Raw genomic sequence first — 18,864 nt, 5'->3', positions numbered from 1 at the left:
AACTTATCTCCGGGTTTTGCCGTCGGAACTGGCAATCACACCATACATTTCCGGACGACGATCGCGGAACAGTCCCCATGATGCACGCTGTGCGGCAATGGCGGCCAAATCAAATGCATGCACCAGAACGGTTTCATCCGTTTTGTTGGCCTGCGCCACCAGCGCACCCGTTTGATCGGCAATGAAAGAGGAGCCGTAGAAGGTCATTTCCAGGCCGTCGATATACTTGCTGGCTTCGGTGCCAATGCGGTTGGAGGCAATTACCGGCACCAGATTCGCGGCGGCATGACCTTGCTGGACACGAGTCCAATGCGGCTGGCTGTCGATCTCCGGATAAGCCGGTTCTGAACCAATGGCTGTCGGATAGAAAATCAGTTCCGCGCCCTGCAATGCCAAGCTGCGAGCGGTTTCCGGGAACCATTGATCCCAGCAGATGCCAACGCCAATTTTTGCGTAGCGGGTTTGCCAGACTTTGAAGCCGGTATCGCCCGGAATAAAAAACTGCTTTTCCTGATACGCCGGGCCATTCGGGATATGGGTTTTACGGTAGATATCGAGTACGGCGCCATCCGCATCGATCATCACCAGCGAGTTGTAGTACGCATTGTTGGCTCGCTCAAAAAAGCTCAGTGGCAACACCACTTCCAACTCGGCCGCCAACGCAGAAAAGTGTTTAATCAGCGGGCTGGTTTCCAGTTCCTGTGCCAAAGCATAGTGTTCCGGGCTCTGATCGATACAGAAATAAGGCGCGGCAAACAACTCCTGAATCAGGATGATCTGCGCCCCTTTTGCATGCGCTTGTCGCACCAGCTTCTCGGCATTCTCAATGTTTCTGGGCAGATCCCAGGAACACGCCATTTGTGTTGCGGCAACGGTAACTTTTGTCATGCGAAAACCTCAATAATATTTTCTATATATGCCAACAATGAACAATACGACCCGCGTTCGCTCAGCGGGGCTTGCCCATCGAGTTTAGGTCAACAAATCTCCCACTGCCTGACCCATCATGCCTGAAGCAGACATTCACCGAACATGGCAGGACTATTATGCCAGCTAATGACAATAATTCACTATGAGGGATAAAAGGTGATGAAAAGGTCATCGTCCTGAAAATGGGATAAGAGGTTTACTTCGGTTGTAGCGGCTTTCTCATCGCGTCAATGAACCTTCATCTCCATAATCATCAATTGATCCGGATCCCCGTTCCCCAACGTGTTGGATGCAACGTTCAACATTTTTCCTATCCGGTTCATAAAGGAGGCAAGGTTTTCTTTATTCTGAAAACTGAACATACCGTTATTGGGATCGTAAAACGCATATTGATCGTGACCATTGCTGTAGATCGCCATTGCATGACCGTCAGAGTGAACCGCCAGAAGTTGCTCCCGTCCTGCGCGCAGCACATCGCTTACCAGCCCATCACCAAATCCCTCTCTGCGATTGAGCAACACAAACGGCGTTTCCCCTCTCACCGGAATAACGGACATCTTCGCCAAATTCGCAATACGCTGCATCAAATCATAACGTTTCACCACCGGAGCGGCGCCATCAAATCGCCTGTCTTTAAATTGACCGTCAATACGGGCGCTATTTTGAAACTTTTCCTGCACAACATGGATTTTATCGAACCCGATTTTCGCTCTGGCTGCCGAAATCACCTCGTCTTTATCCGCATCATACCCCAGCAAATTACCGATCACCGTTTTGTCATCCAAACCACTGTGACGCCCCAGCAACCAGAGGGTCGATAACCCCAGACAGGCCCCGTCTTCCACGCTTTGTACCTTTTTCTTCATATCGGGCAGTTGCGTTTTCAACGTTTGAAGATAGTCACTCTGCTCCATTAGCGTGGTTTGCCCTGCGTTCTCATTACAGGAGATCGCCAGATTCGATTCATAAACTCGCGGTTTCTTGCCCAACGCATCCATATCCGCATCTTTCCTGCTTGAGAAAAGGTGGCTCATGGAAGGCGGCAAAATGGAAACCGGCATGGATGGCAGCGTATTCAGCAACCCGCGCAACGAAAAACTGGCATGTCCTTCTTTTTGGCTCAGTGGCGTAAATGCCGCCTGCTCCTGCATCACACGCCATCGGGGCGGCTCCGGCATGGCGTTTCCGGCGGGCGGCAGTGAAGTTGTCATCTCAGGTAAAACAGTTTGATGAATACGCATAGCAACGATCTCGTGATGTTAAATGGATGCACCGTGATGCTGGGCAGAGTGGGGTTTTACTACCGGGACAGTTGAGAATGAAACGCGTGTGCCCGATACCGGTTAAGCCCGGATAATGGCAACGTTTTCGCGTCGGCCGATGTCTTTCGGCCAGCCACAACCGAAGCAAACTCTTCTCGTATGCGCAGACCGAGGCTTACCACATTTTCTATCCACGCGCTCAACGCACGCTCATCAAAAGACAAGACATTCTGATGTGCCGTCAGCATCAGATTACGCTGTTGTGTTTCCAGCCCGATTGCCGCACCGCACATCAGGCCAGGTTCAAGATTCAGCATCATGCCCAACGCAAGCAGATCGCCGTCCCGCTCAAAATCCAGCATATAAACCGGCATAAAAACAAACAGGGTTTCCCGTGATTCGGGCAATCTTAAAAAAAGCGCTTGTCCGTTCAACACGACCTGAACGCCGGCCTCGACATTGAACGTTCCGTCTCCCTCCGCCTGTTTCTCGACCCAACGTAGCAATAACGTTTTGGCATAGTTCGGCTCTGACATCTCCCCCTCCTTAACATGATAAAACGCACCGGGATTACGCGCGGTAAATACCTATAGGGTAAGTGTCAGAAAAGGCATGAGCGTTCCCTGTCTGGGCCGCTAAAAAACAAAACCCCCGAAAAACGGGGGGTCAATAAGCGGCAACCCTGCTTTGACAGCGGGATTGACGATGCGGTGGCGGGGATCAGAACAATTTTTTCGCCGTTTCCAGCCAGTCGCCTTTAAACGGACGCTTCATGTTCTCAATGGCATCAATGATATCGTGATGAACCAGTTTTTCGTTCTGGATACCGACGCAACGGCCACCATAGCCTTGCAACAACAGTTCAATGGAATACGCGCCCATACGGGAAGCCAAAATACGGTCATAAGCCACCGGAGAACCGCCGCGCTGAATATGGCCCAGAACGGTGGCGCGCGTGTCGCGGCCTGTTTCTTTCTGGATATATTTCGACAGTTCATTGATGTCACAAATGTGTTCGGTAATCGCCACAATCGCGTGTTTTTTGCCTTTTTCGATACCGCCTTTGATTTCGTTCACCAGATCTTCCGGGCTGAACGGCACTTCCGGCAAAACGATAAACTCACAGCCGCCGGCGATCGCCGCCGCCAGCGTCAGGTCGCCGCAGTGACGTCCCATCACTTCCACAATGGAGATACGCTGGTGGGAAGAGGATGTGTCGCGCAGACGGTCAATGGCTTCCAGCACCGTCTCCAACGCCGTAAAATAACCGATGGTATAGTCCGTACCCGCAACGTCGTTATCGATGGTGCCGGGCAGCCCGATACAGGGGAAACCCATTTCCGTCAGACGCTTGGCTCCCATGTAGGAACCGTCACCGCCGATCACCACCAGCGCATCCAGTCCTTGCGCTTTCATGTTTTGAATGGCGACTTCACGTACTTTCTCATCACGGAATTCAGGAAAACGCGCCGAGCCCAGAAACGTCCCCCCGCGGTTGATCATATCTGACACGCTGTAGCGGTCTAATTGCACCATCCGATTCTCATACAAGCCCAGATAGCCATCATAAATGCCGAACACTTCCAGCCCTTCTGTCAGTGCGGCACGCACCACGCCACGAATTGCCGCATTCATTCCGGGCGCATCACCACCGCTCGTCAATACTCCGATTCTTTTAATCATGACAACCTCTGGACTTGTAGATGTAAATTTGCAGGATTCTTCTATCGTAAATTCACTGTCGGTTTTACAACGACAGCGACCTCTCATCTTTTATTAGCATATTATAACAAATACCCGTAGCTGAATTGATTCAGGTCAGGCTAGATTGTGCATAAATTTTCACGACATATCACGTTTTAAACATAAACAGGCAACAAACAACACCGGACTCAGGATGTTACCGCTCCTTGAGTTGCCCTTTCTGCTCTTCCGGCACAGCCGAAACCGGATCCTGGTGGATAATAATATCGGAGTCTGGAAATTGCTTCAGCAGCGCCTGCTCTATGTCATCGGCAATTTGATGCGATTGCAGCAGCGGCAAAGCGTCATCCATCTCCAGATGCAGTTGAATGAAGCGGGTCGGCCCGGAACGCCGGGTTCGTAAATCGTGAGCGCCGCGAATGCCCGGCCAGTTGGAGATAATCCCGACGATCATGTTCCGTTCTTCGTCTGGCAAGGCGCGATCCAATAACGATTGTACGGCTTCATAACCCATACGTAGGGCACTGTATAGAATATAGACACCGATGCCCAGCGCAAACAGCGCATCGGCACGGGTGATGCCTTTCCAGCTCAATCCCAGCGCAACCAGAATCGCACCGTTCATCAGCACATCAGACTGATAGTGCAGCATATCCGCGCGCACCGCCTGACTATGCGTGCGCTTGACCACCCAGCGCTGGAATGACACCAGCAGCAACGTTGACAGCAACGCAATCACCGTTACCCATATCCCCACCTCCGGGGCGCGCAGCGTCTGGGGTTCCAATGTATGCTGCAACCCCGTCAATATCAGAAACAACGCAGAACCGGAAATAAACATACTCTGCGCCAGCGCAGCCAGAGATTCGGCTTTGCCATGGCCGAAAGTATGCTCAAAATCCGCAGGCTGAAGCGAATAGCGAACCACCAGCAGGTTAACCAGCGAGGCGGCGATATCAACCAGAGAATCCACCAATGAGGCCAGCAGACTCACCGAACCGGTATGCCACCAGGCGAAGACCTTCATGACGAACAATATTACTGCAACGGCGGTCGCACTCAATGCCGCCAGCGTAACCAGACGGGCATAGTGTGAATTCATAACGCCCTCACTCAGGACAGAAACGCTTGGTGGATACCCGTATTAGTTCATCGACACATTACTTAACTCACGGACATAACGGATAAGTGTAAAAATACAGCATGCCAACGCCATCAATCCCAGCGCCGCGCCAATAAAGCCGACGTCAGCCAGCCCCAGGTGCGTAATCACCTGATTGCCCAATAAAGCGCCGCCGCCAATACCAAGATTATAAATGCCGGAATAGAGCGACATCGCGACATCCGTCGCATCCGAAGCCAGCGTCAGCACTTTGACCTGCATCGCCAGGCTCAATGCCATAATGGCGATCCCCCAGGCGACGCATAACAGCGAAATGCTCCAACCGCTGAATGACAGCGGCAGCAACAGCAGCAGACACATCGTCAGGAAAGCAAATGACGTCACCAGGAAGCCGGAAGGATATCTGTTGCTGTAGCGGCTAAACAGCATGCTGCCGATAATGCCGGCGCCGCCGAAGATCAGCAGCAGCATAGTGGTGAAATTCTCACTCAGCAGAGCCACTTTTTGAACAAACGGCTCTATGTAACTGTAAGCCGTAAAATGCGCGGTGACAATCATCACGGTCAGGCCGTAAATACACAGCAATGCGGGCCGTTTAAGCAGCAACGGCAAACTTTTCAGCGAACCGGAATTACTGCTGGGCAATTCCGGCAGCAGCTTCATCATCACCAGCATAATCGCGGAGGCCAGCACGCCAATAATCACGAACGTGACACGCCAGCCCAGATATTGGCCCACCAGACGCCCCAGCGGCAGTCCCAGCACCATCGCCAGAGCCGTGCCCGTCGCCAGCAGGCTCAACGCCTGCGCCTTTTTATCCGCCGGCGCCAGACGCACCGCCAGAGAGGCGGTTATCGACCAAAAAATCGCGTGGGACAGCGCCACGCCGATGCGGGCCAGCACCAGAACCCAATAATTCCAGGCCATACCGGACAATATGTTGCTGACGGTGAATAGAATAAAGATTTTGATCAGCAGGCTACGCCGCTCCATATCACTGGACAGCAACATGCAGGGTAACGACATCACCCCGACAACCCAGGCATAGATGGTAATGATCAGTCCAACTTGCGCGGCACTCATTGAAAAACTGGCTGCGATATCAGAAAGCAAAGCAACCGGAGCAAATTCAGCGGTATTAAAAATAAAAGCAGCGAGAGAGAGACTAATCACTCTCAACCAAGCGGTCGATCTGGGAGAACGGGTCATGGTATTGATATCAAAAGTTAAAATAAAAAAGTGCACCGCCTTGTTCTGGCAAGGCCTGCGCGGTGGAGCGATGATACAGAGAAAGTATGACATCACCGTGTAAGACCTGCGGTCAACGGTGTTTCAGCGTGCTTTTATGAGGATGTCAGCCAGAAGCCTGAGGACAGGTGAGGGAACACTCATGAGCATCATTTTTTGATGATCGCATTCTACGCTTTACCGCTCTCCTGCGCTGTCTTTTTTTCGTGCCATTTTATCAATAATTTCAAACTTGCGTATCGCCTGTTTCGCCCTTGACGACGGCACGATACAACAACAACGGGAGCGTTTTACAAGGGGAAAACACGGCGATGAGGTTCTCGCAGGGGATACCTCGCGCCGCGGTCGCCGCCCGAGGTATCGCTAACCTTAAATTTCGCCTGCACAGACGGGTTTCACGGTAAACCGACCGTCTCGCAGACCACGGGAATGGACTAAATCAAACCACCCAGTAAACCAAGACCCAGTACGGAGGAACAGCCGCCGATCAAACGTGGCCACCACACCGTCGATTTTTTTGAAGAGATCAGCAAAAATCCAATGCCTAATCCCAATACGTGCAGCAATGCGGTCGCGATCACCATCCCTGATAATGCCCCCACCGAATGGGAAAGTTCCGCCCCATGAGCCAGACCGTGAAATATCGCAAAGGCGCCGATACTCAATGCGCCCACCGCCGAAGACAGCTTCAATTGCATCGCCACCATCAGACCAATGCCCAGTAACGAGGCCGCAACGATATGCTCCGTCGCAGGGATGGTCACACCCGCCATGCCAATCAGCGCGCCCACTAACAGCAAGGATGCAAACGACAGCGGGGCCACCCACCACTTGCGGGTATTCATTGCGCTCCATACGCCAACCAGCGTCATTGCAAACAAGTGGTCCAGGCCCGTAAGGGGATGGGTGAATCCTTCCGTAAAGCCCAGCACATGATGTGTACCGCCATCGTTGCCGGTGTGTGCGAACACCAGCGCAGGGAACAAAGTCAGTACCAATACCAACGCACGTTTGACATTTATGCTCATATTTTCCGCCAGAATGAATGATGTTGTAGTAATAAGTATCGCCTCTCTATTTAGCTCAAAATTCAAGCGCCATATTATGATTTAAATTAATTTTTTATGAAAACAAGACAAAAAACATAATTTTCAAAGAAAAATAACATCACTTTAAAAGCATAAAAAATGAGCAAACCATCGTAAAATCCATCCACTATCGTAAAAATAGAGGCCACCCTCGGCAGGGAGTTACGTGGCTTGAATCACATTTTGACTATTCTTTTTACATCAAGCTGTAATTAATGAAGCATTAAGCACAAGCTGTAACGGATGCTCACAACCAAAATATCGGATAAATTTTTCAGTTTTTTCTTTTTTTTATGAAAGAAATAACTCCAACCAACGAGGAGAGTGCATGATGTCCCTGAAAATGAAAGCACTGTTTTGCCTGCCGCTACTGTTGCCGTTTTCGACGGAGACCTTCGCCAGCAGTAATGATGAATTGGCATTGGAGCAAGTCGTCGTATTTAGCCGTCATGGATTGAGAGCGCCACTTGCAAGCCCCAGCAGCGCATTAGGCAAGCTGACGCCCGATGCCTGGCCACAGTGGGATACGCCCAGCAGTTGGCTGACCACCCGGGGCGGCGTACTGGAAGCCTATTTTGGTCACTATTTCAGTGAATGGCTGGTAGATAACCATCTGCTTGCCGCTGACACCTGCCCTACCGACAAAGATGTCTATTTCTACGCCAACAGCCTGCAACGCACGATTGCAACCGCACAGTATTTCTCTGTAGGCGCGTTTCCGGGTTGTATCGTACCCGTGGTCCATAAAGAAAAACTGGGCACCATGGACGCCACTTTTAACCCTATCATCCGCGACGGCAGCCCGGCGTTTAAACAACGCGCCATTGAATCCATTAATCAAACCGCGGGAGAAAACGGCCTTGAGGGGCTGAACGAACGTTTGAAACCGACCTATCAGCAAATGGCGCAGATCATTCGCTATACCGAATCGGCAACCTGCAAAGAAGACAAACAATGTGATCTCACCGCCATCCCGACGTCAGTGAACATCGTTGCCGATCAGGAACCCGGCGTTTCGGGTCCGCTGAGAACCGGCACCTCAATTTCAGATGCGTTTATTCTGCAATATTATGAAGGCGCGCCGATTGAAAATGTCGGCTGGGGACGAATCAAAGATGATAAGCAGTTCGAGTCATTGGTCGCGATAAAAGAGTATTACAACAGCGTCGTATTCAGCGCGCCGGTCATCGCCAGGGAAGTCTCCGGGAATCTGGTCAAGGAACTGAAAAACTCATTCGGGCAAGATAAACCCAAATTCACTTTCCTCGTCGGGCATGACTCAAACGTCGCCTCACTGTTCTCCGCATTGGGTGTGAAGCCCTATAAATTGCCGAACCAGTTTGAAACCACCCCCATTGGCGGCAAAGTTGTCTTTGAGCGCTGGAAGAATAAAACCAGCGGTGAGTCTTTCCTGAAAATGGAATATGTTTATCAATCCACCGATCAAATCAAAACGCTGGCTCCACTGAATCGCAACAATCCACCACAGCGGGTTACGCTGGCCCTGCAAGATTGCCCGGTTAATGCCGACGGATTCTGTTCGTTCAGCGCGTTTGAGAAAATCACTTCCGACTTAACTCAAAAGTAACCGTTGAATAATGAGCACTGAGTAAAAAAAGCCCGCTCCGGCGCTGAGGGATCCCTCAGCGCCGGAGCGGGAGATCGTTAAGTGAGCTTCATTCGTTCGTTAAGCGTTTCGACGATAAACGCATTCACTGAAACCTGGCGTTCAGCGGCGGCAATGGTCAGCCGTTCTCCGAACGATTCAGGGTAGCGGAGGGTGAACGTTTTCACTTTCTCTTCACGCGCATAGGGATCGATTCCGCTTTCCTGACAATCTGCCAGATATTCACGTAGTGAGATTTCTCCCTCACTCCTTAGCCCATCAATGCTATCGGCGACAAAGTCACAATAGCCTGATAAACCAATAAACTTACCACGAAACATGCCAATTTCAGGCACATAACTAATGATGGCCGGTTGCCCGGCAACAACCATCGTATTTGGTGTATTAAGTGCTTTAGTCATGGTTTTACCCCTATACTTTCCAACCATTCACGCAGGCTGACCAACGCGCCTTTATCAGTATCCGGTGACGGATGAGGACGATGGAATCGGGCAATGCTCCCGTTCAGTAAAAATCGTACTCTTGAGCCGCTTCCTTCCTTAATCTCACCACCTAACGCAATGATAAGTGACTCAATATTCGACCATTTAACACCAGAAAGTACCGGCGTTTTGAAAATCTGATTCAGCGTTTCCCGCTGTTTTTTTCTCAGACTGGCTATTTTTCCCTGCATTGCCGGTTCCATGAAGTCATCTTTTGAAGTCATTATATATATTCTTTATGTGACATCAAATTATGAAGTCAAAGTGTGCTATCTATTTTGGTTAGCTCACTCATCACCGCCATCCAGGCAGCATGCGATCGTACATTTCTGGCGGGTAGACCATGATTTATGCGCACCTTGCACCGGATTACTTGCAAAATGCTATTACACTCAACCCATTTACCTGAGAATCCCCAAAAAAAAGCCCTCCATCATGGAGGGCGAAAAGACAGGGATGGTGTAGAATTTATCCCTGTATCGATATGAAATAAAAGGATTTATTTCTTTCAATGTCCACACGTTGACCACATCGAACAAACAAGCCCGCCTCGGCGGGCTTTTAATTAAATTGGCTAATTTGCGCTAAGGTTGTATTTGCTTGTCCATAAGTCATAAAGATCACCTTTATGATATATTCTTATCTGCGTGACACCGCCAGATTCACGTGACACTATTTTATCTACCTCCTGCCCTTTCTGAGGCATAAAGCACTCCGTCTTAAGTATCTTTTCTATAGATTCAATATCGTTATGTTCTGCCATAGCCGACAATCTATCAAAGGCACTTTTTGAGACGCAAACGGGGTACTCTCCCTTCAAGCTAATAGCGTGTACGAAAGGAGAGAAACAGTAAATAATCAAAGAATAAAATATCAGTTTCTTCATAGCTTCCTTACCATTATCAATGGTAAACAAAGTCTTTGGGCCGAAAACAAATACCCCACAATTTATAGTTGCGGGGCAGAAGATTACAACGACAAATTAAGCTGATCACGACCATAATGTGATGAAGGAAATGCATCTTTCGGTACAAAGTCTGGCGGTACATCCTCGCATTTGGTGCGGGCTGTAACCAGGCGTTCAACGCTGTTAAGCGTGGTGAACGTTATACTGCATTCCAGATTTTGACATTGATGATATTGACGCACGGTCATTTCGCTAAGCTGGCGACTGGTGCGCGTGCGCGCGACTGCGCCGCAGTGAGGGCAAATAAACATGACTGAATCCCCGGCGGGGTTTGACTTAATTCCATTCTAGTCACTTTCTGCTATCCAGTCAGCAATCTTTGCCTCCAGTTCCAGACGGGAAGTAAAACCGCTCCCATCAATGACATGTTCTATACGTGATATTATCCATTCCTGATTATCAATGTCTGATTTAAATCCACTGACAGAGACCGGCACTTCCGGGTAAAGGTCAGCACGGCCTCGCGCCAGGGTGATCGAGAATTGCGCGGCGCCGCGTTGAAGCTGTTGCCATTTCGCTGCCGCCGCACGCCTGGCGGCGGTTTCGTTCTGATATGTTTTCCTGAGAACATAGACGTTCCCGTCTGCGCCCTCCATGTAATCCCCCTCGCTGCTGCTGCTTTTTTCCTGTTTCTTTTTTGTTGCCCTGGTTGTTCTCTTTTTTACACTGACCTTTTTCTTTTTCCCAAAATTCAGATCCAGCCAGTACGCCCGCACGCCGGTATAAGCATCACGATCCGCAATGCGGAAGCTGTGACGGTCACCGCTTGAACGGGTGATTTCAGCGGTCGGCAATGGCTTACCTGATGCGCTCACGCCGCCGCCAGGCAGGATAAACAGCAGACACCCATTTTTCACCGTGGCGATAGCGCCCAGCATTTCCGCCATGCGGGTTAAGAATGACATATCGCTTTCTTGTGTCTGATCGGCGTGATCGATCTCTAAATCCATCAGTTGCGTGCTGATGTAGGGCTTAAGGCTGTAACGATGGGCGATTACTGATACCACGCGCTCTACTGTCACGTCATGCCATGACACCTCACGCTTGACGTTAAACTCGTCGCGAAAATCAGCACTTCTCGCGGTGATCTCGATGGTGTCCGGCGGGCCAGAATGCGCCACCTCATCAACAATAAAAAGCCCTTTATAGACCAGCGCTTCGCCTTTCCATCCCATTGATACGGATAACTCGGCGCCACGCGGCGGCAGATTAATGCGCCCGTCCGTATCGTCAACGGAAAGCGTGATCTGATCGGCCTCAAATCCTCGATTGTCCGTCATTGAAAGCGAAATCAGTCGCTCATCAAGCAACAGCAGCGTTTTCCCTCCCATTGTGATGTTAAAGCCTGGAACCTTAACGGCTTCCGTCAGTGCGTTATCAAGATCTGAAAGCCCCGATTTCAGCGTTTGCTGAATATCCGTCAAATTACTGAATGCCATTTTTCACCCCCGGCGCTGATAGTTTCATGCGCGCGTGAGGTGTCAAACAGGCGTTTGTTGTCGCCTGCCTGTAACAACCGTAAGCGCGTGTCTGCCTTGCTGTTTTCGTGGAACATCACCCCGAACTCACTATGAGGTTGCAAACATGACTGACGCTTTTTTTCACGGCGTGCGTGTTCGGGAAAACACTGATCTGGTAACGGCCATCAATGACATTGACTCAACGGTCATTGGCATTGTGGGCGTTGCTGACGATGCAGACCCGGACGCGTTCCCGCTTAATACCCCCGTACTTATCACGCGCGTAAATAACGTGCTGGGTAAAGCGGGGAAAACCGGCTCGCTTTACAAAAGCCTGAAAGCCATTTCCGACCAATGCAGCCCTAAAGTAATCGTGGTGCGCGTGGCGGCGGCGGTTGAGGGTGAAGGCAATCAAACGCAATCACAGCTGGTGATCGGCGGCACCGCTGCCGATGGCAGTTATACCGGTATGTATGCGTTTTTGACGGCAGAACAGAAAACCGGCTACCGTCCGCGTATCTTAGCCGTTCCCGACCACGATACGATCGAGGTTGCCACCCAGCTTTGTGTCATCGCACAGAAGCTGCGGGCATTCGTTTATGCATATTGTCACGGCTGCGAAACCATCTCGGAGGCGAAAGAATACCGCACGACGCTGAACTACAGGGAAGTGATGCCTATTTGGCCCAACTTCATCGCGTATAACTCGCTGACCGGGCAAAACGAGGAATTCCCCGCCGTGGCATATGCCTGCGGCCTGCGTGCGTCGATTGATAACACGCAGGGTTGGCACAAATCACTGTCTAACGTTGCTGTCAACAATGTGCTAGGGATTGCAAAAGATGTGTTCTGGGCGCTACAGGCGGAAGATTCCGACGCCAACGAACTGAACGCGCACGAAATCACCACGCTGATTAAGCGCGACGGTTTCCGGTTCTGGGGCAACCGCACCACCGATCCCGATGAAGAGTACATCTTTGAAGTGTACACACGCACCGCGCAGATCCTGGCCGACAGTATCGCAGAGGCGCAATTCACTACCGTTGATAAGCCGCTGACGCCGGCCAACGTTAAAGACGTAGTGAGCGGCATCAACGCCAAATTGCAGGCGCTGGTCACTGCCGGGAAACTGATCGGTGCGGCGTGCTGGTTCGATATCGTTGATAACCCAACAACCGGGTTACGCCAGGGCAAGTGCATTGTGCGTTACAACTATACGCCAGTCCCGCCGCTGGAAGATCTGAGCCTGTATCAGACCTTTACCGATCAGTATTTTGAAACCGCTTTTTCTTCATTGGGGGGCGCGTAAATGGCCGTACCTAAAAAGCTCCGGCTGTTCACTTGTTTCGTGGATGGCGACAATTATATTGGGAAGATCCCCAGCGTGACGTTGCCGAAATTGACGCGCAAAACGGAAGATTTCCAGGGTGGCGGGATGATTGGCGCCGCAGCCGTCGATCTCAGCCTTGAATCTGGCGCGCTTGATGCGTCGATGCAGGTTGGCGGATTTGAGGAACAACTGATCCTAAAATACGGCGGCGATATTGACGAGCTGAAATTGCGCTTTGTCGGCGAGTTTTATACCGACGGCACCAGTTCCATCGTTGAGGTTGAGATGCGCGGTCGCATTACGGAAATCGACGGCGGCGACTCAAAGCAGGGCGATGACACCAACCAGACTTACGCCATTAAAAACACCTATTACAAGCTGTCTATTGACGATCAGCCGCTGCTGGAATTTGACCTGCTCAATTTCATCTACAAGCGCAACGGTGAAAACCTTTACCCGGATCGCGTCCGTTCCGCGCTGGGCCTCGGTAGCTAACCCATAACGCCGGCAAATATAGTCATTGCTGACTATTCCGGCCAACTTTCAATATTTAAATGGCGGCGATAACCGCCAGGAGAGAAAAACATGACTGCAAAAACAATCGTTCTGTCGGCGCCAATTAAGCGCAAAAGCGGCGACGTTAATCAGGTTGAAATTACCGACGCCATCAAGCAGGCCGGATCGCTGCGCGGCCTGCGTTTGAGTGACGTAATCAATCTGGACTTTGACGCAGTGTCAACGCTGCTAACCCGCGTCACTGCGCCAGCGCTTACCCTGCCCGAAATCGCCAGCCTGCCGACTTCCGATTTTGTTCGACTGAATGAGGCGTTAGTGCCTTTTTTAGCGCCGCAGGCGCCTGCCGAACAGAGCGAGGCGGCGACGGAGAATCAGTAACCGTCCTGCTATTTGACCGCGTGGAGGATCTGATTGCAGATATCGCCACAATTTTTCACTGGCCGCTCTCGGAAATGTACGGCATGGAGCTTTGCGAGCTGATAGCCTGGCGTGAGCGGGCGGCTGTCAGAAGTGGAGCTACTAAGAATGACGAGCCTTGATATCCGTGTCGCATTCAGCGCTATTGATAAATTTACCCGCCCCGTCAATGCCGCCCGCAATAGCGCGGGTGGTCTTTCCGAATCCATCAAAAAAACCCAGGCCGCGATCAAAAGCCTTGAGTCGCAAAGCACCTCTTTTCAAAAACTGCGCAACAGCACCAACGACACAGCACAGAAACTCAATAAGGCCCAGCGTGAAGCAGCAGGGCTAAGCCAGCGACTTAAAGAAACTGGCACATTGTCTGATGCGCAGCGTGCAAAACTTGACAGCTTGCGCACAAAAATAACCACGCTTTCCACCGCCTACAGCGCGCAAACAGCCAAACTCCGAGAGGGTGCACAGGTATTACGCCAACACGGCATCACGCTGACCAGCGGCAGCGGTGCGATTCAAAGCGCAATCCGGCGCACAGAGCAGTATAACCAGACGCTTGAACGAGAACGGCGGCAACTTGCCGCTGTCACCCAGGCGCGATCCCGTTACGACAAGATGCAGCAGACCGCCGGTAACTTGCGCAGCACCGGCACCGGCGCCGTATTTGGCGCGGCGGCGGCGGGTTATGCCAGCGGGCGATTTCTGGCGCCCGCCGTTGGCTTTGATGAGGAAATGTCGCGCGTTCAGGCACTAACCCGACTTGATAAAGGCGATCAGCAAATGGGCGCATTACGCGCCCAAGCTAAAAAACTCGGCGCCGAGACGGCATTTACTACGCAGGATGCCGCAAGCGGTCAGGCGTTTTTAGCGATGGCAGGTTTTACACCGCAATCCATTCAGGCAGCGTTACCCGGCGTTCTGAGCATGGCATTGGCGGGCGGCATGGAATTGGGTGAATCCGCTGACATTGGATCTAACGTTTTGTCTCAGTTTTCACTTGACGCCAGCCAAATGGATCGCGTCAGTGACACTCTGACCGCTGCTTTCACCCGCACCAACACCGATTTACGCAGTCTGGGCGAGACAATGAAGTATGCGGGCCCTGTTGCATCCACGTTGGGTATTAGTCTTGAAGATGCGGCGGCAATGGCTGGCATGCTGGCTAATAATGGGATACGCGGTAGTGATGCAGGCACGGCAATGCGCGCCAGCCTTTCCCGGTTGGCATCTCCCCCCAAGGCCGCTGCTGACGCATTGAAAGAACTTGGTGTATCTGTTGCAGACGCACACGGGAAAATGCGCCCAATGCAGGACGTGTTACTGGATCTGTATAAAACGACCACGAAATACGGGGAAGCCGATCAAGTATCCTTTTTCAAAGATATTGCCGGAGGACAAGCATTCGTTGGCCTGCAAACCTTAGTCCAGGCGGCGGGCAGCGGCGCATTAGGAAAACTTGCCGGTGAATTGAAAAATGCCAACGGCGAGGCAACCGCCGTCGCTAAAAAAATGGCCGATAACCTGAGCGGCGATCTGAAAGAGCTGGATAGCGCTTGGGAAGGATTTCGCATACAGATTGAAGAAACTATCGACGGCCCATTGCGATCACTGACACAAAGTCTCAGTAACGTAATTAACAGCATGATGGAGTGGGCAAAGGAAAACCCCGAACTCACGCAAACATTGCTACTAGTCGGCGGCGGCGCCCTGGCGCTCACGGCAGTAATCGGCGCGACTTCGCTGGCGCTGGGAATCCTGATGGGGCCGCTGGCAAAACTGCAACTTGGCTTTACTTTGTTAACCGGCGGGCGTGGTATTGGCGGCACGATCGCCATGTTCCGAACGCTCGGCGGCGTGGCTGGCAGTTCTATGACGCGTATCGGCGGCTGGTCGCAGGTTATGAAGTCACTGTCCGCAGGATTTGGCCGGTTGCCTGCGCTGTTAACGCCGTTGCGCGGCATACTGTTTGCTGCTTTCACGTCTCCGCTATCGTCTCTCATGGCGCTGGGTAAGAGCATCGGCATGTTGTTGTTGCGGTTAACCGGCCTCCCGGCGTTATGGGGGCTGATTAGCGGCGCGGCATCCATCTTAGGCGGGGCGCTATCATTGCTCCTTAGCCCTATCGGCCTGATTGGCGCGGCCTTTGTCGCTGCCGGTGTGCTTATTTGGAAGTATTGGGAGCCGATCAAGGCGTTTTTCAGCGGGTTCTTTTCCGGGGTGATGCAGGCGCTGCAACCACTCCGTGACACTTTCGCTTCGCTATCACCTGTTTTTGATGCCATCGGCGCCGCTGTTTCCCGCGTCTGGGATTGGTTTAAGCAACTATTTACCCCGATAGAATCTTCCCGCGAATCTCTTGAAAAATGTACCAGTGCAGGGGAAACCTTTGGGCGCGTGCTGGGTACGGCGCTTAATGTGCTTCTCTGGCCGCTGCAAAAACTGATGGAGGGGATCGGCTGGGTACTGGAAAAACTTGATCTTATCCCCTCCGGGTTGGAAGCCGCGCGCCTCAAAGCCGAAAGCCTCAAGAAAGATCCCGTGATGTGGGAATGGGACGAAAAGCAAGGAAAGATGGTTAAAAAGGGATGGGATTGGGCACCTAAAAGCGACGGTAGCCACAACCCCCCAGCAGTGACAACCCCGGCGCCGGTATTAACAGGGGAGACAGGCACACAACGGCGCCTACAGAAAATCGCCGACAACACCGGCGGGTTGCTGGATGAAACCAAAAAGCGGATAGGGCCGGGGGATATCGTTTTCAAAAACCTTCCCCGCGCTTTTACCGTGCAAGGTGCCTGGCAGGAAACGCGCGTTTCCGCACAGAAGGTGCCGCGCGTTGTTTCTCAGCAAATGCAGGACATTACTACGCAGCCCATCCGCCAGGGGTCAGTGGCCCCCGTTTCCGCCTCGCCTGGCGCGGCGCCATCGTTCAACCTGGTGTTTAACGATGTTGGCAAACAAGATCCGCGTGAACTTGCGCAACTTATTGAACAGAAAATAAGACAAATCCTCAACGAAAGAGATCGCAATAATCGCGGCTCATTCCGCGACCAGGATTAAGGAGAAAATATTATGATGATGGTATTCGGCATGTTTGTGTTTGCCCTCAAAACCGTACCGTACCAGCAATTGCAGCATTCCCAACAATGGCGCCACGTCAAGAATGATCGTATTAACAAATCAGCAAGCTGGCAATATATCGGCGCCGGTGAGTCTCAGATCACGCTTAGCGGCGTTCTCTACCCGGAAATTACCGGCGGCAACCTGGCGCTCTCGGCATTAACGACTATGGGGTATATGGGGCGCCCCTGGCCGCTGATTGAAGGGACGGGGAAAATTTACGGGATGTATGTTTTAACCGGCTTGCAGCGCACCAATGAGGAACTTGACCGCTACGGCAACCCGAAAAAGATAGAGTTTTCTATCAGTCTGCAACGTGTTGACGAGGACTACCGCGAACGGTTGCAATCATCGTCATTCAGCGACATGCTGACGAACATCCGCAGCAGTGCGACAGAGGCATTTAACTCGGTCAGCACTGCGGTTGGCGGGCTGTTTCCCTGATTACTGACGACACAGCTGAGATAGATGAATCTATCTATGCCGCGTTGCTTCACTCATGCGACACGGCAGGGAAATACTTGTAGATGGTCGATATACCAACATCATAAATGATTGCCAGATGGCGCCTGCTGTGCCCGTTATTCAGTAACTTGCTGATCATCTCCCTGTCTTCCAGTGTTAGGGCCCTGGGCCTTCCGCCTATGCGGCCTTTTTTTCTGGCGGCTTCCAAGCCTGCCAATGTTCGTTCTACTATCAACTCGCGCTCCATTTCAGCAAGTGCAGACATAACATGAAAAAAGAACCTCCCCATCGCCGTTCCTGTATCAATACTATCTGTCAGGGAGCGAAAATTAACGCCACGTTCATGTAGTTCTGCTATTAGCGTAACCAGATTTTTTACGCTTCGACCAAGCCGATCCAATTTCCACACAACAAGAGTATCGCCCTTATTCATGATTTTTAAGGCTCGTTTTAAACCTGGACGATTTGCTATTTTCCCGCTCATTTTATCATCAAAAATTTGCTCACATTCTGCGCTAATTAACGCGTTCCGTTGTAAATCGCTGTTTTGGTCATTTGTTGACACCCTCATGTAACCAATTTTTGCCATTTTTGCTGCGTTCCTAGTCATAGTAAAATGGCGATTTTGACAAAATTAACAACAACCAACACCACTAAAAACCTCGGTTTTACAGAACGCATTAGTGCGGCCTGGGGGCGGTTTAATGGAGCGCCATCAGCGCCCACGATAATATCGTCGTTTAATATTGGCAGCATTACAAAATCTGCGGCTGGGCGGTACAGTGTGAAATTTTCAAGCCCTATGAATAGCAATAAATACATTGTAATAGGCACAGCATTTAATGATCAGGCTGATGGTGCAGCGCTAGCTCGCGTTTTCGGAACAAAAATAGGCACGGAGTTGGGATTTGATATCATATTGCTTGATAATAATACTGATGTTTATGCAGATGCGACAGTGATTGATTTCTGTGTATTCGGCGGTCTATAGCTGATTGCGCCGATGTATTTAATTGTGGCCTGGCAGGGCCACAGATTAGGCGACTCTTAACCTGAACGGCGCGCTTACTACAGCTGTAGACTGTAATAATGAACTTGCAATTCCAGACGATGATGAACCGTTCGTTA

Annotated in this window: 22 protein-coding genes; 9 read left to right on the top strand and 13 right to left on the bottom strand. The window is 51.3% G+C overall.

Annotation, left to right across the window (positions count from 1 at the left end):
* Positions 1-3: 3 nt before the first annotated feature.
* The 6 genes from aguB to B4923_RS18975 form a co-directional block, all read right to left on the bottom strand.
* A complete protein-coding gene (aguB, locus tag B4923_RS19000; RefSeq protein WP_109491276.1) occupies positions 4-888 on the bottom strand; it encodes an N-carbamoylputrescine amidase in 885 nt (294 codons plus the stop codon).
* Positions 889-1,157: 269 nt separating this feature from the next.
* A complete protein-coding gene (locus B4923_RS18995) occupies positions 1,158-2,108 on the bottom strand; it encodes a YopT-type cysteine protease domain-containing protein (protein WP_170116092.1) in 951 nt (316 codons plus the stop codon).
* A gap of 122 nt (positions 2,109-2,230) precedes the next feature.
* Positions 2,231-2,728 (bottom strand): CesT family type III secretion system chaperone, encoded by a 498-nt coding sequence (locus B4923_RS18990; RefSeq protein ID WP_109491274.1) that lies wholly within the window; start codon positions 2,726-2,728, stop codon positions 2,231-2,233.
* Between the two features lie 184 nt (positions 2,729-2,912).
* Positions 2,913-3,875, bottom strand: a complete 963-nt coding sequence (gene pfkA / locus B4923_RS18985) for a 6-phosphofructokinase (RefSeq protein WP_109491273.1) — start codon at positions 3,873-3,875, stop codon at positions 2,913-2,915.
* A gap of 217 nt (positions 3,876-4,092) precedes the next feature.
* Positions 4,093-4,998, bottom strand: a complete 906-nt coding sequence (gene fieF / locus B4923_RS18980) for a CDF family cation-efflux transporter FieF (RefSeq protein WP_109491272.1) — start codon at positions 4,996-4,998, stop codon at positions 4,093-4,095.
* A gap of 42 nt (positions 4,999-5,040) precedes the next feature.
* Positions 5,041-6,192 (bottom strand): sugar transporter, encoded by a 1,152-nt coding sequence (locus tag B4923_RS18975; RefSeq protein WP_245929671.1) that lies wholly within the window; start codon positions 6,190-6,192, stop codon positions 5,041-5,043.
* Between B4923_RS18975 and B4923_RS21140 the strand changes: the two genes are divergently transcribed.
* Positions 6,074-6,331: a hypothetical protein gene (locus B4923_RS21140; RefSeq protein WP_245929673.1), complete on the top strand. Its 258-nt coding sequence runs from the start codon at positions 6,074-6,076 to the stop codon at positions 6,329-6,331. The two genes, B4923_RS18975 and B4923_RS21140, sit on opposite strands and share 119 nt — an antisense overlap.
* A 370-nt stretch (positions 6,332-6,701) precedes the next feature.
* On the opposite strand, the gene B4923_RS18970 is transcribed toward B4923_RS21140, so the two are convergent.
* Positions 6,702-7,295 carry a HupE/UreJ family protein gene (locus B4923_RS18970; RefSeq protein WP_109491271.1) on the bottom strand — a complete coding sequence of 198 codons (594 nt, stop codon included), beginning with the start codon at positions 7,293-7,295 and terminating at the stop codon, positions 6,702-6,704.
* Positions 7,296-7,686: 391 nt separating this feature from the next.
* On the opposite strand from B4923_RS18970, the gene agp reads away from it, so the two are divergent.
* Positions 7,687-8,943, top strand: coding sequence for a bifunctional glucose-1-phosphatase/inositol phosphatase (gene agp / locus B4923_RS18965; protein ID WP_109491306.1), 1,257 nt, complete (start codon positions 7,687-7,689; stop codon positions 8,941-8,943).
* Between the two features lie 77 nt (positions 8,944-9,020).
* Here agp and B4923_RS18960 read toward each other — a convergent pair whose 3' ends face one another.
* The 5 genes from B4923_RS18960 to B4923_RS18935 form a co-directional block, all read right to left on the bottom strand.
* Complete coding sequence (locus B4923_RS18960) at positions 9,021-9,383, bottom strand: type II toxin-antitoxin system HicB family antitoxin (RefSeq protein ID WP_109491270.1); 363 nt, start codon at positions 9,381-9,383, stop codon at positions 9,021-9,023.
* Positions 9,380-9,655: a type II toxin-antitoxin system HicA family toxin gene (locus B4923_RS18955; protein WP_109491305.1), complete on the bottom strand. Its 276-nt coding sequence runs from the start codon at positions 9,653-9,655 to the stop codon at positions 9,380-9,382. The genes B4923_RS18960 and B4923_RS18955 overlap by 4 nt, the downstream gene beginning before the upstream one ends.
* Positions 9,656-10,038: 383 nt before the next feature.
* Positions 10,039-10,350, bottom strand: coding sequence for a hypothetical protein (locus tag B4923_RS21135; protein ID WP_245929669.1), 312 nt, complete (start codon positions 10,348-10,350; stop codon positions 10,039-10,041).
* 83 nt (positions 10,351-10,433) lie between these two features.
* Positions 10,434-10,682, bottom strand: a complete 249-nt coding sequence (locus tag B4923_RS18940; protein WP_109491269.1) for an Ogr/Delta-like zinc finger protein — start codon at positions 10,680-10,682, stop codon at positions 10,434-10,436.
* A 36-nt stretch (positions 10,683-10,718) separates the two neighbouring features.
* Complete coding sequence (locus tag B4923_RS18935; RefSeq protein WP_245929672.1) at positions 10,719-11,762, bottom strand: phage late control D family protein; 1,044 nt, start codon at positions 11,760-11,762, stop codon at positions 10,719-10,721.
* Positions 11,763-12,015: 253 nt separating this feature from the next.
* Here B4923_RS18935 and B4923_RS18930 point away from each other — a divergent pair, with 253 nt between their 5' ends.
* From B4923_RS18930 to B4923_RS18905, 6 genes are all read left to right on the top strand, one after another.
* Entirely contained in the window at positions 12,016-13,200 is a 1,185-nt protein-coding gene (locus B4923_RS18930) for a phage tail sheath subtilisin-like domain-containing protein (RefSeq protein WP_109491268.1), read from the top strand.
* Entirely contained in the window at positions 13,201-13,716 is a 516-nt protein-coding gene (locus tag B4923_RS18925; RefSeq protein WP_109491267.1) for a phage major tail tube protein, read from the top strand.
* A gap of 90 nt (positions 13,717-13,806) precedes the next feature.
* Complete coding sequence (locus B4923_RS18920; protein ID WP_109491266.1) at positions 13,807-14,115, top strand: phage tail protein; 309 nt, start codon at positions 13,807-13,809, stop codon at positions 14,113-14,115.
* Between the two features lie 20 nt (positions 14,116-14,135).
* On the top strand, positions 14,136-14,276 hold the full coding sequence (locus B4923_RS18915; RefSeq protein ID WP_109491265.1) for a GpE family phage tail protein: 141 nt from the start codon (positions 14,136-14,138) through the stop codon (positions 14,274-14,276).
* Positions 14,263-17,211: a phage tail tape measure protein gene (locus B4923_RS18910; protein ID WP_109491264.1), complete on the top strand. Its 2,949-nt coding sequence runs from the start codon at positions 14,263-14,265 to the stop codon at positions 17,209-17,211. The genes B4923_RS18915 and B4923_RS18910 overlap by 14 nt, the downstream gene beginning before the upstream one ends.
* A gap of 12 nt (positions 17,212-17,223) precedes the next feature.
* The gene (locus tag B4923_RS18905) at positions 17,224-17,715 is read left to right on the top strand and encodes a phage tail protein (RefSeq protein WP_109491263.1); all 492 of its coding nucleotides are present in this window, start codon (positions 17,224-17,226) and stop codon (positions 17,713-17,715) included.
* A gap of 49 nt (positions 17,716-17,764) precedes the next feature.
* Here the strand turns inward: B4923_RS18905 and B4923_RS18900 are convergent, their stop codons facing one another.
* Entirely contained in the window at positions 17,765-18,325 is a 561-nt protein-coding gene (locus B4923_RS18900; protein WP_109491262.1) for a recombinase family protein, read from the bottom strand.
* Between the two features lie 27 nt (positions 18,326-18,352).
* Between B4923_RS18900 and B4923_RS20815 the strand changes: the two genes are divergently transcribed.
* A complete protein-coding gene (locus B4923_RS20815) occupies positions 18,353-18,727 on the top strand; it encodes a hypothetical protein (RefSeq protein WP_146187271.1) in 375 nt (124 codons plus the stop codon).
* The last annotated feature ends 137 nt before the right edge of the window (positions 18,728-18,864 follow it).

Source organism: Brenneria roseae subsp. americana, assembly GCF_003115815.1.
GTDB classification, from domain to species: Bacteria; Pseudomonadota; Gammaproteobacteria; order Enterobacterales; family Enterobacteriaceae; genus Brenneria; species Brenneria roseae.
The sequence above is the reverse complement of the archived record's forward strand: the minus strand, read 5'-3'. Positions and strand labels throughout refer to the sequence as shown.

Coding starts and splice junctions, on each gene's coding strand:
- aguB (WP_109491276.1), bottom strand. CDS start 888: ATGACAAAAGTTACCGTTGCCGCAACACAAATGGCGTGTTCCTGGGAT.
- B4923_RS18995 (WP_170116092.1), bottom strand. CDS start 2,108: ATGCCGGAGCCGCCCCGATGGCGTGTGATGCAGGAGCAGGCGGCATTT.
- B4923_RS18990 (WP_109491274.1), bottom strand. CDS start 2,728: ATGTCAGAGCCGAACTATGCCAAAACGTTATTGCTACGTTGGGTCGAG.
- pfkA (WP_109491273.1), bottom strand. CDS start 3,875: ATGATTAAAAGAATCGGAGTATTGACGAGCGGTGGTGATGCGCCCGGA.
- fieF (WP_109491272.1), bottom strand. CDS start 4,998: ATGAATTCACACTATGCCCGTCTGGTTACGCTGGCGGCATTGAGTGCG.
- B4923_RS21140 (WP_245929673.1), top strand. CDS start 6,074: ATGATCAGTCCAACTTGCGCGGCACTCATTGAAAAACTGGCTGCGATA.
- B4923_RS18970 (WP_109491271.1), bottom strand. CDS start 7,295: ATGAGCATAAATGTCAAACGTGCGTTGGTATTGGTACTGACTTTGTTC.
- agp (WP_109491306.1), top strand. CDS start 7,687: ATGTCCCTGAAAATGAAAGCACTGTTTTGCCTGCCGCTACTGTTGCCG.
- B4923_RS18960 (WP_109491270.1), bottom strand. CDS start 9,383: ATGACTAAAGCACTTAATACACCAAATACGATGGTTGTTGCCGGGCAA.
- B4923_RS18955 (WP_109491305.1), bottom strand. CDS start 9,655: ATGCAGGGAAAAATAGCCAGTCTGAGAAAAAAACAGCGGGAAACGCTG.
- B4923_RS21135 (WP_245929669.1), bottom strand. CDS start 10,350: ATGAAGAAACTGATATTTTATTCTTTGATTATTTACTGTTTCTCTCCT.
- B4923_RS18940 (WP_109491269.1), bottom strand. CDS start 10,682: ATGTTTATTTGCCCTCACTGCGGCGCAGTCGCGCGCACGCGCACCAGT.
- B4923_RS18935 (WP_245929672.1), bottom strand. CDS start 11,762: ATGGGAGGGAAAACGCTGCTGTTGCTTGATGAGCGACTGATTTCGCTT.
- B4923_RS18930 (WP_109491268.1), top strand. CDS start 12,016: ATGACTGACGCTTTTTTTCACGGCGTGCGTGTTCGGGAAAACACTGAT.
- B4923_RS18925 (WP_109491267.1), top strand. CDS start 13,201: ATGGCCGTACCTAAAAAGCTCCGGCTGTTCACTTGTTTCGTGGATGGC.
- B4923_RS18920 (WP_109491266.1), top strand. CDS start 13,807: ATGACTGCAAAAACAATCGTTCTGTCGGCGCCAATTAAGCGCAAAAGC.
- B4923_RS18910 (WP_109491264.1), top strand. CDS start 14,263: ATGACGAGCCTTGATATCCGTGTCGCATTCAGCGCTATTGATAAATTT.
- B4923_RS18905 (WP_109491263.1), top strand. CDS start 17,224: ATGATGATGGTATTCGGCATGTTTGTGTTTGCCCTCAAAACCGTACCG.
- B4923_RS18900 (WP_109491262.1), bottom strand. CDS start 18,325: ATGGCAAAAATTGGTTACATGAGGGTGTCAACAAATGACCAAAACAGC.
- B4923_RS20815 (WP_146187271.1), top strand. CDS start 18,353: ATGGCGATTTTGACAAAATTAACAACAACCAACACCACTAAAAACCTC.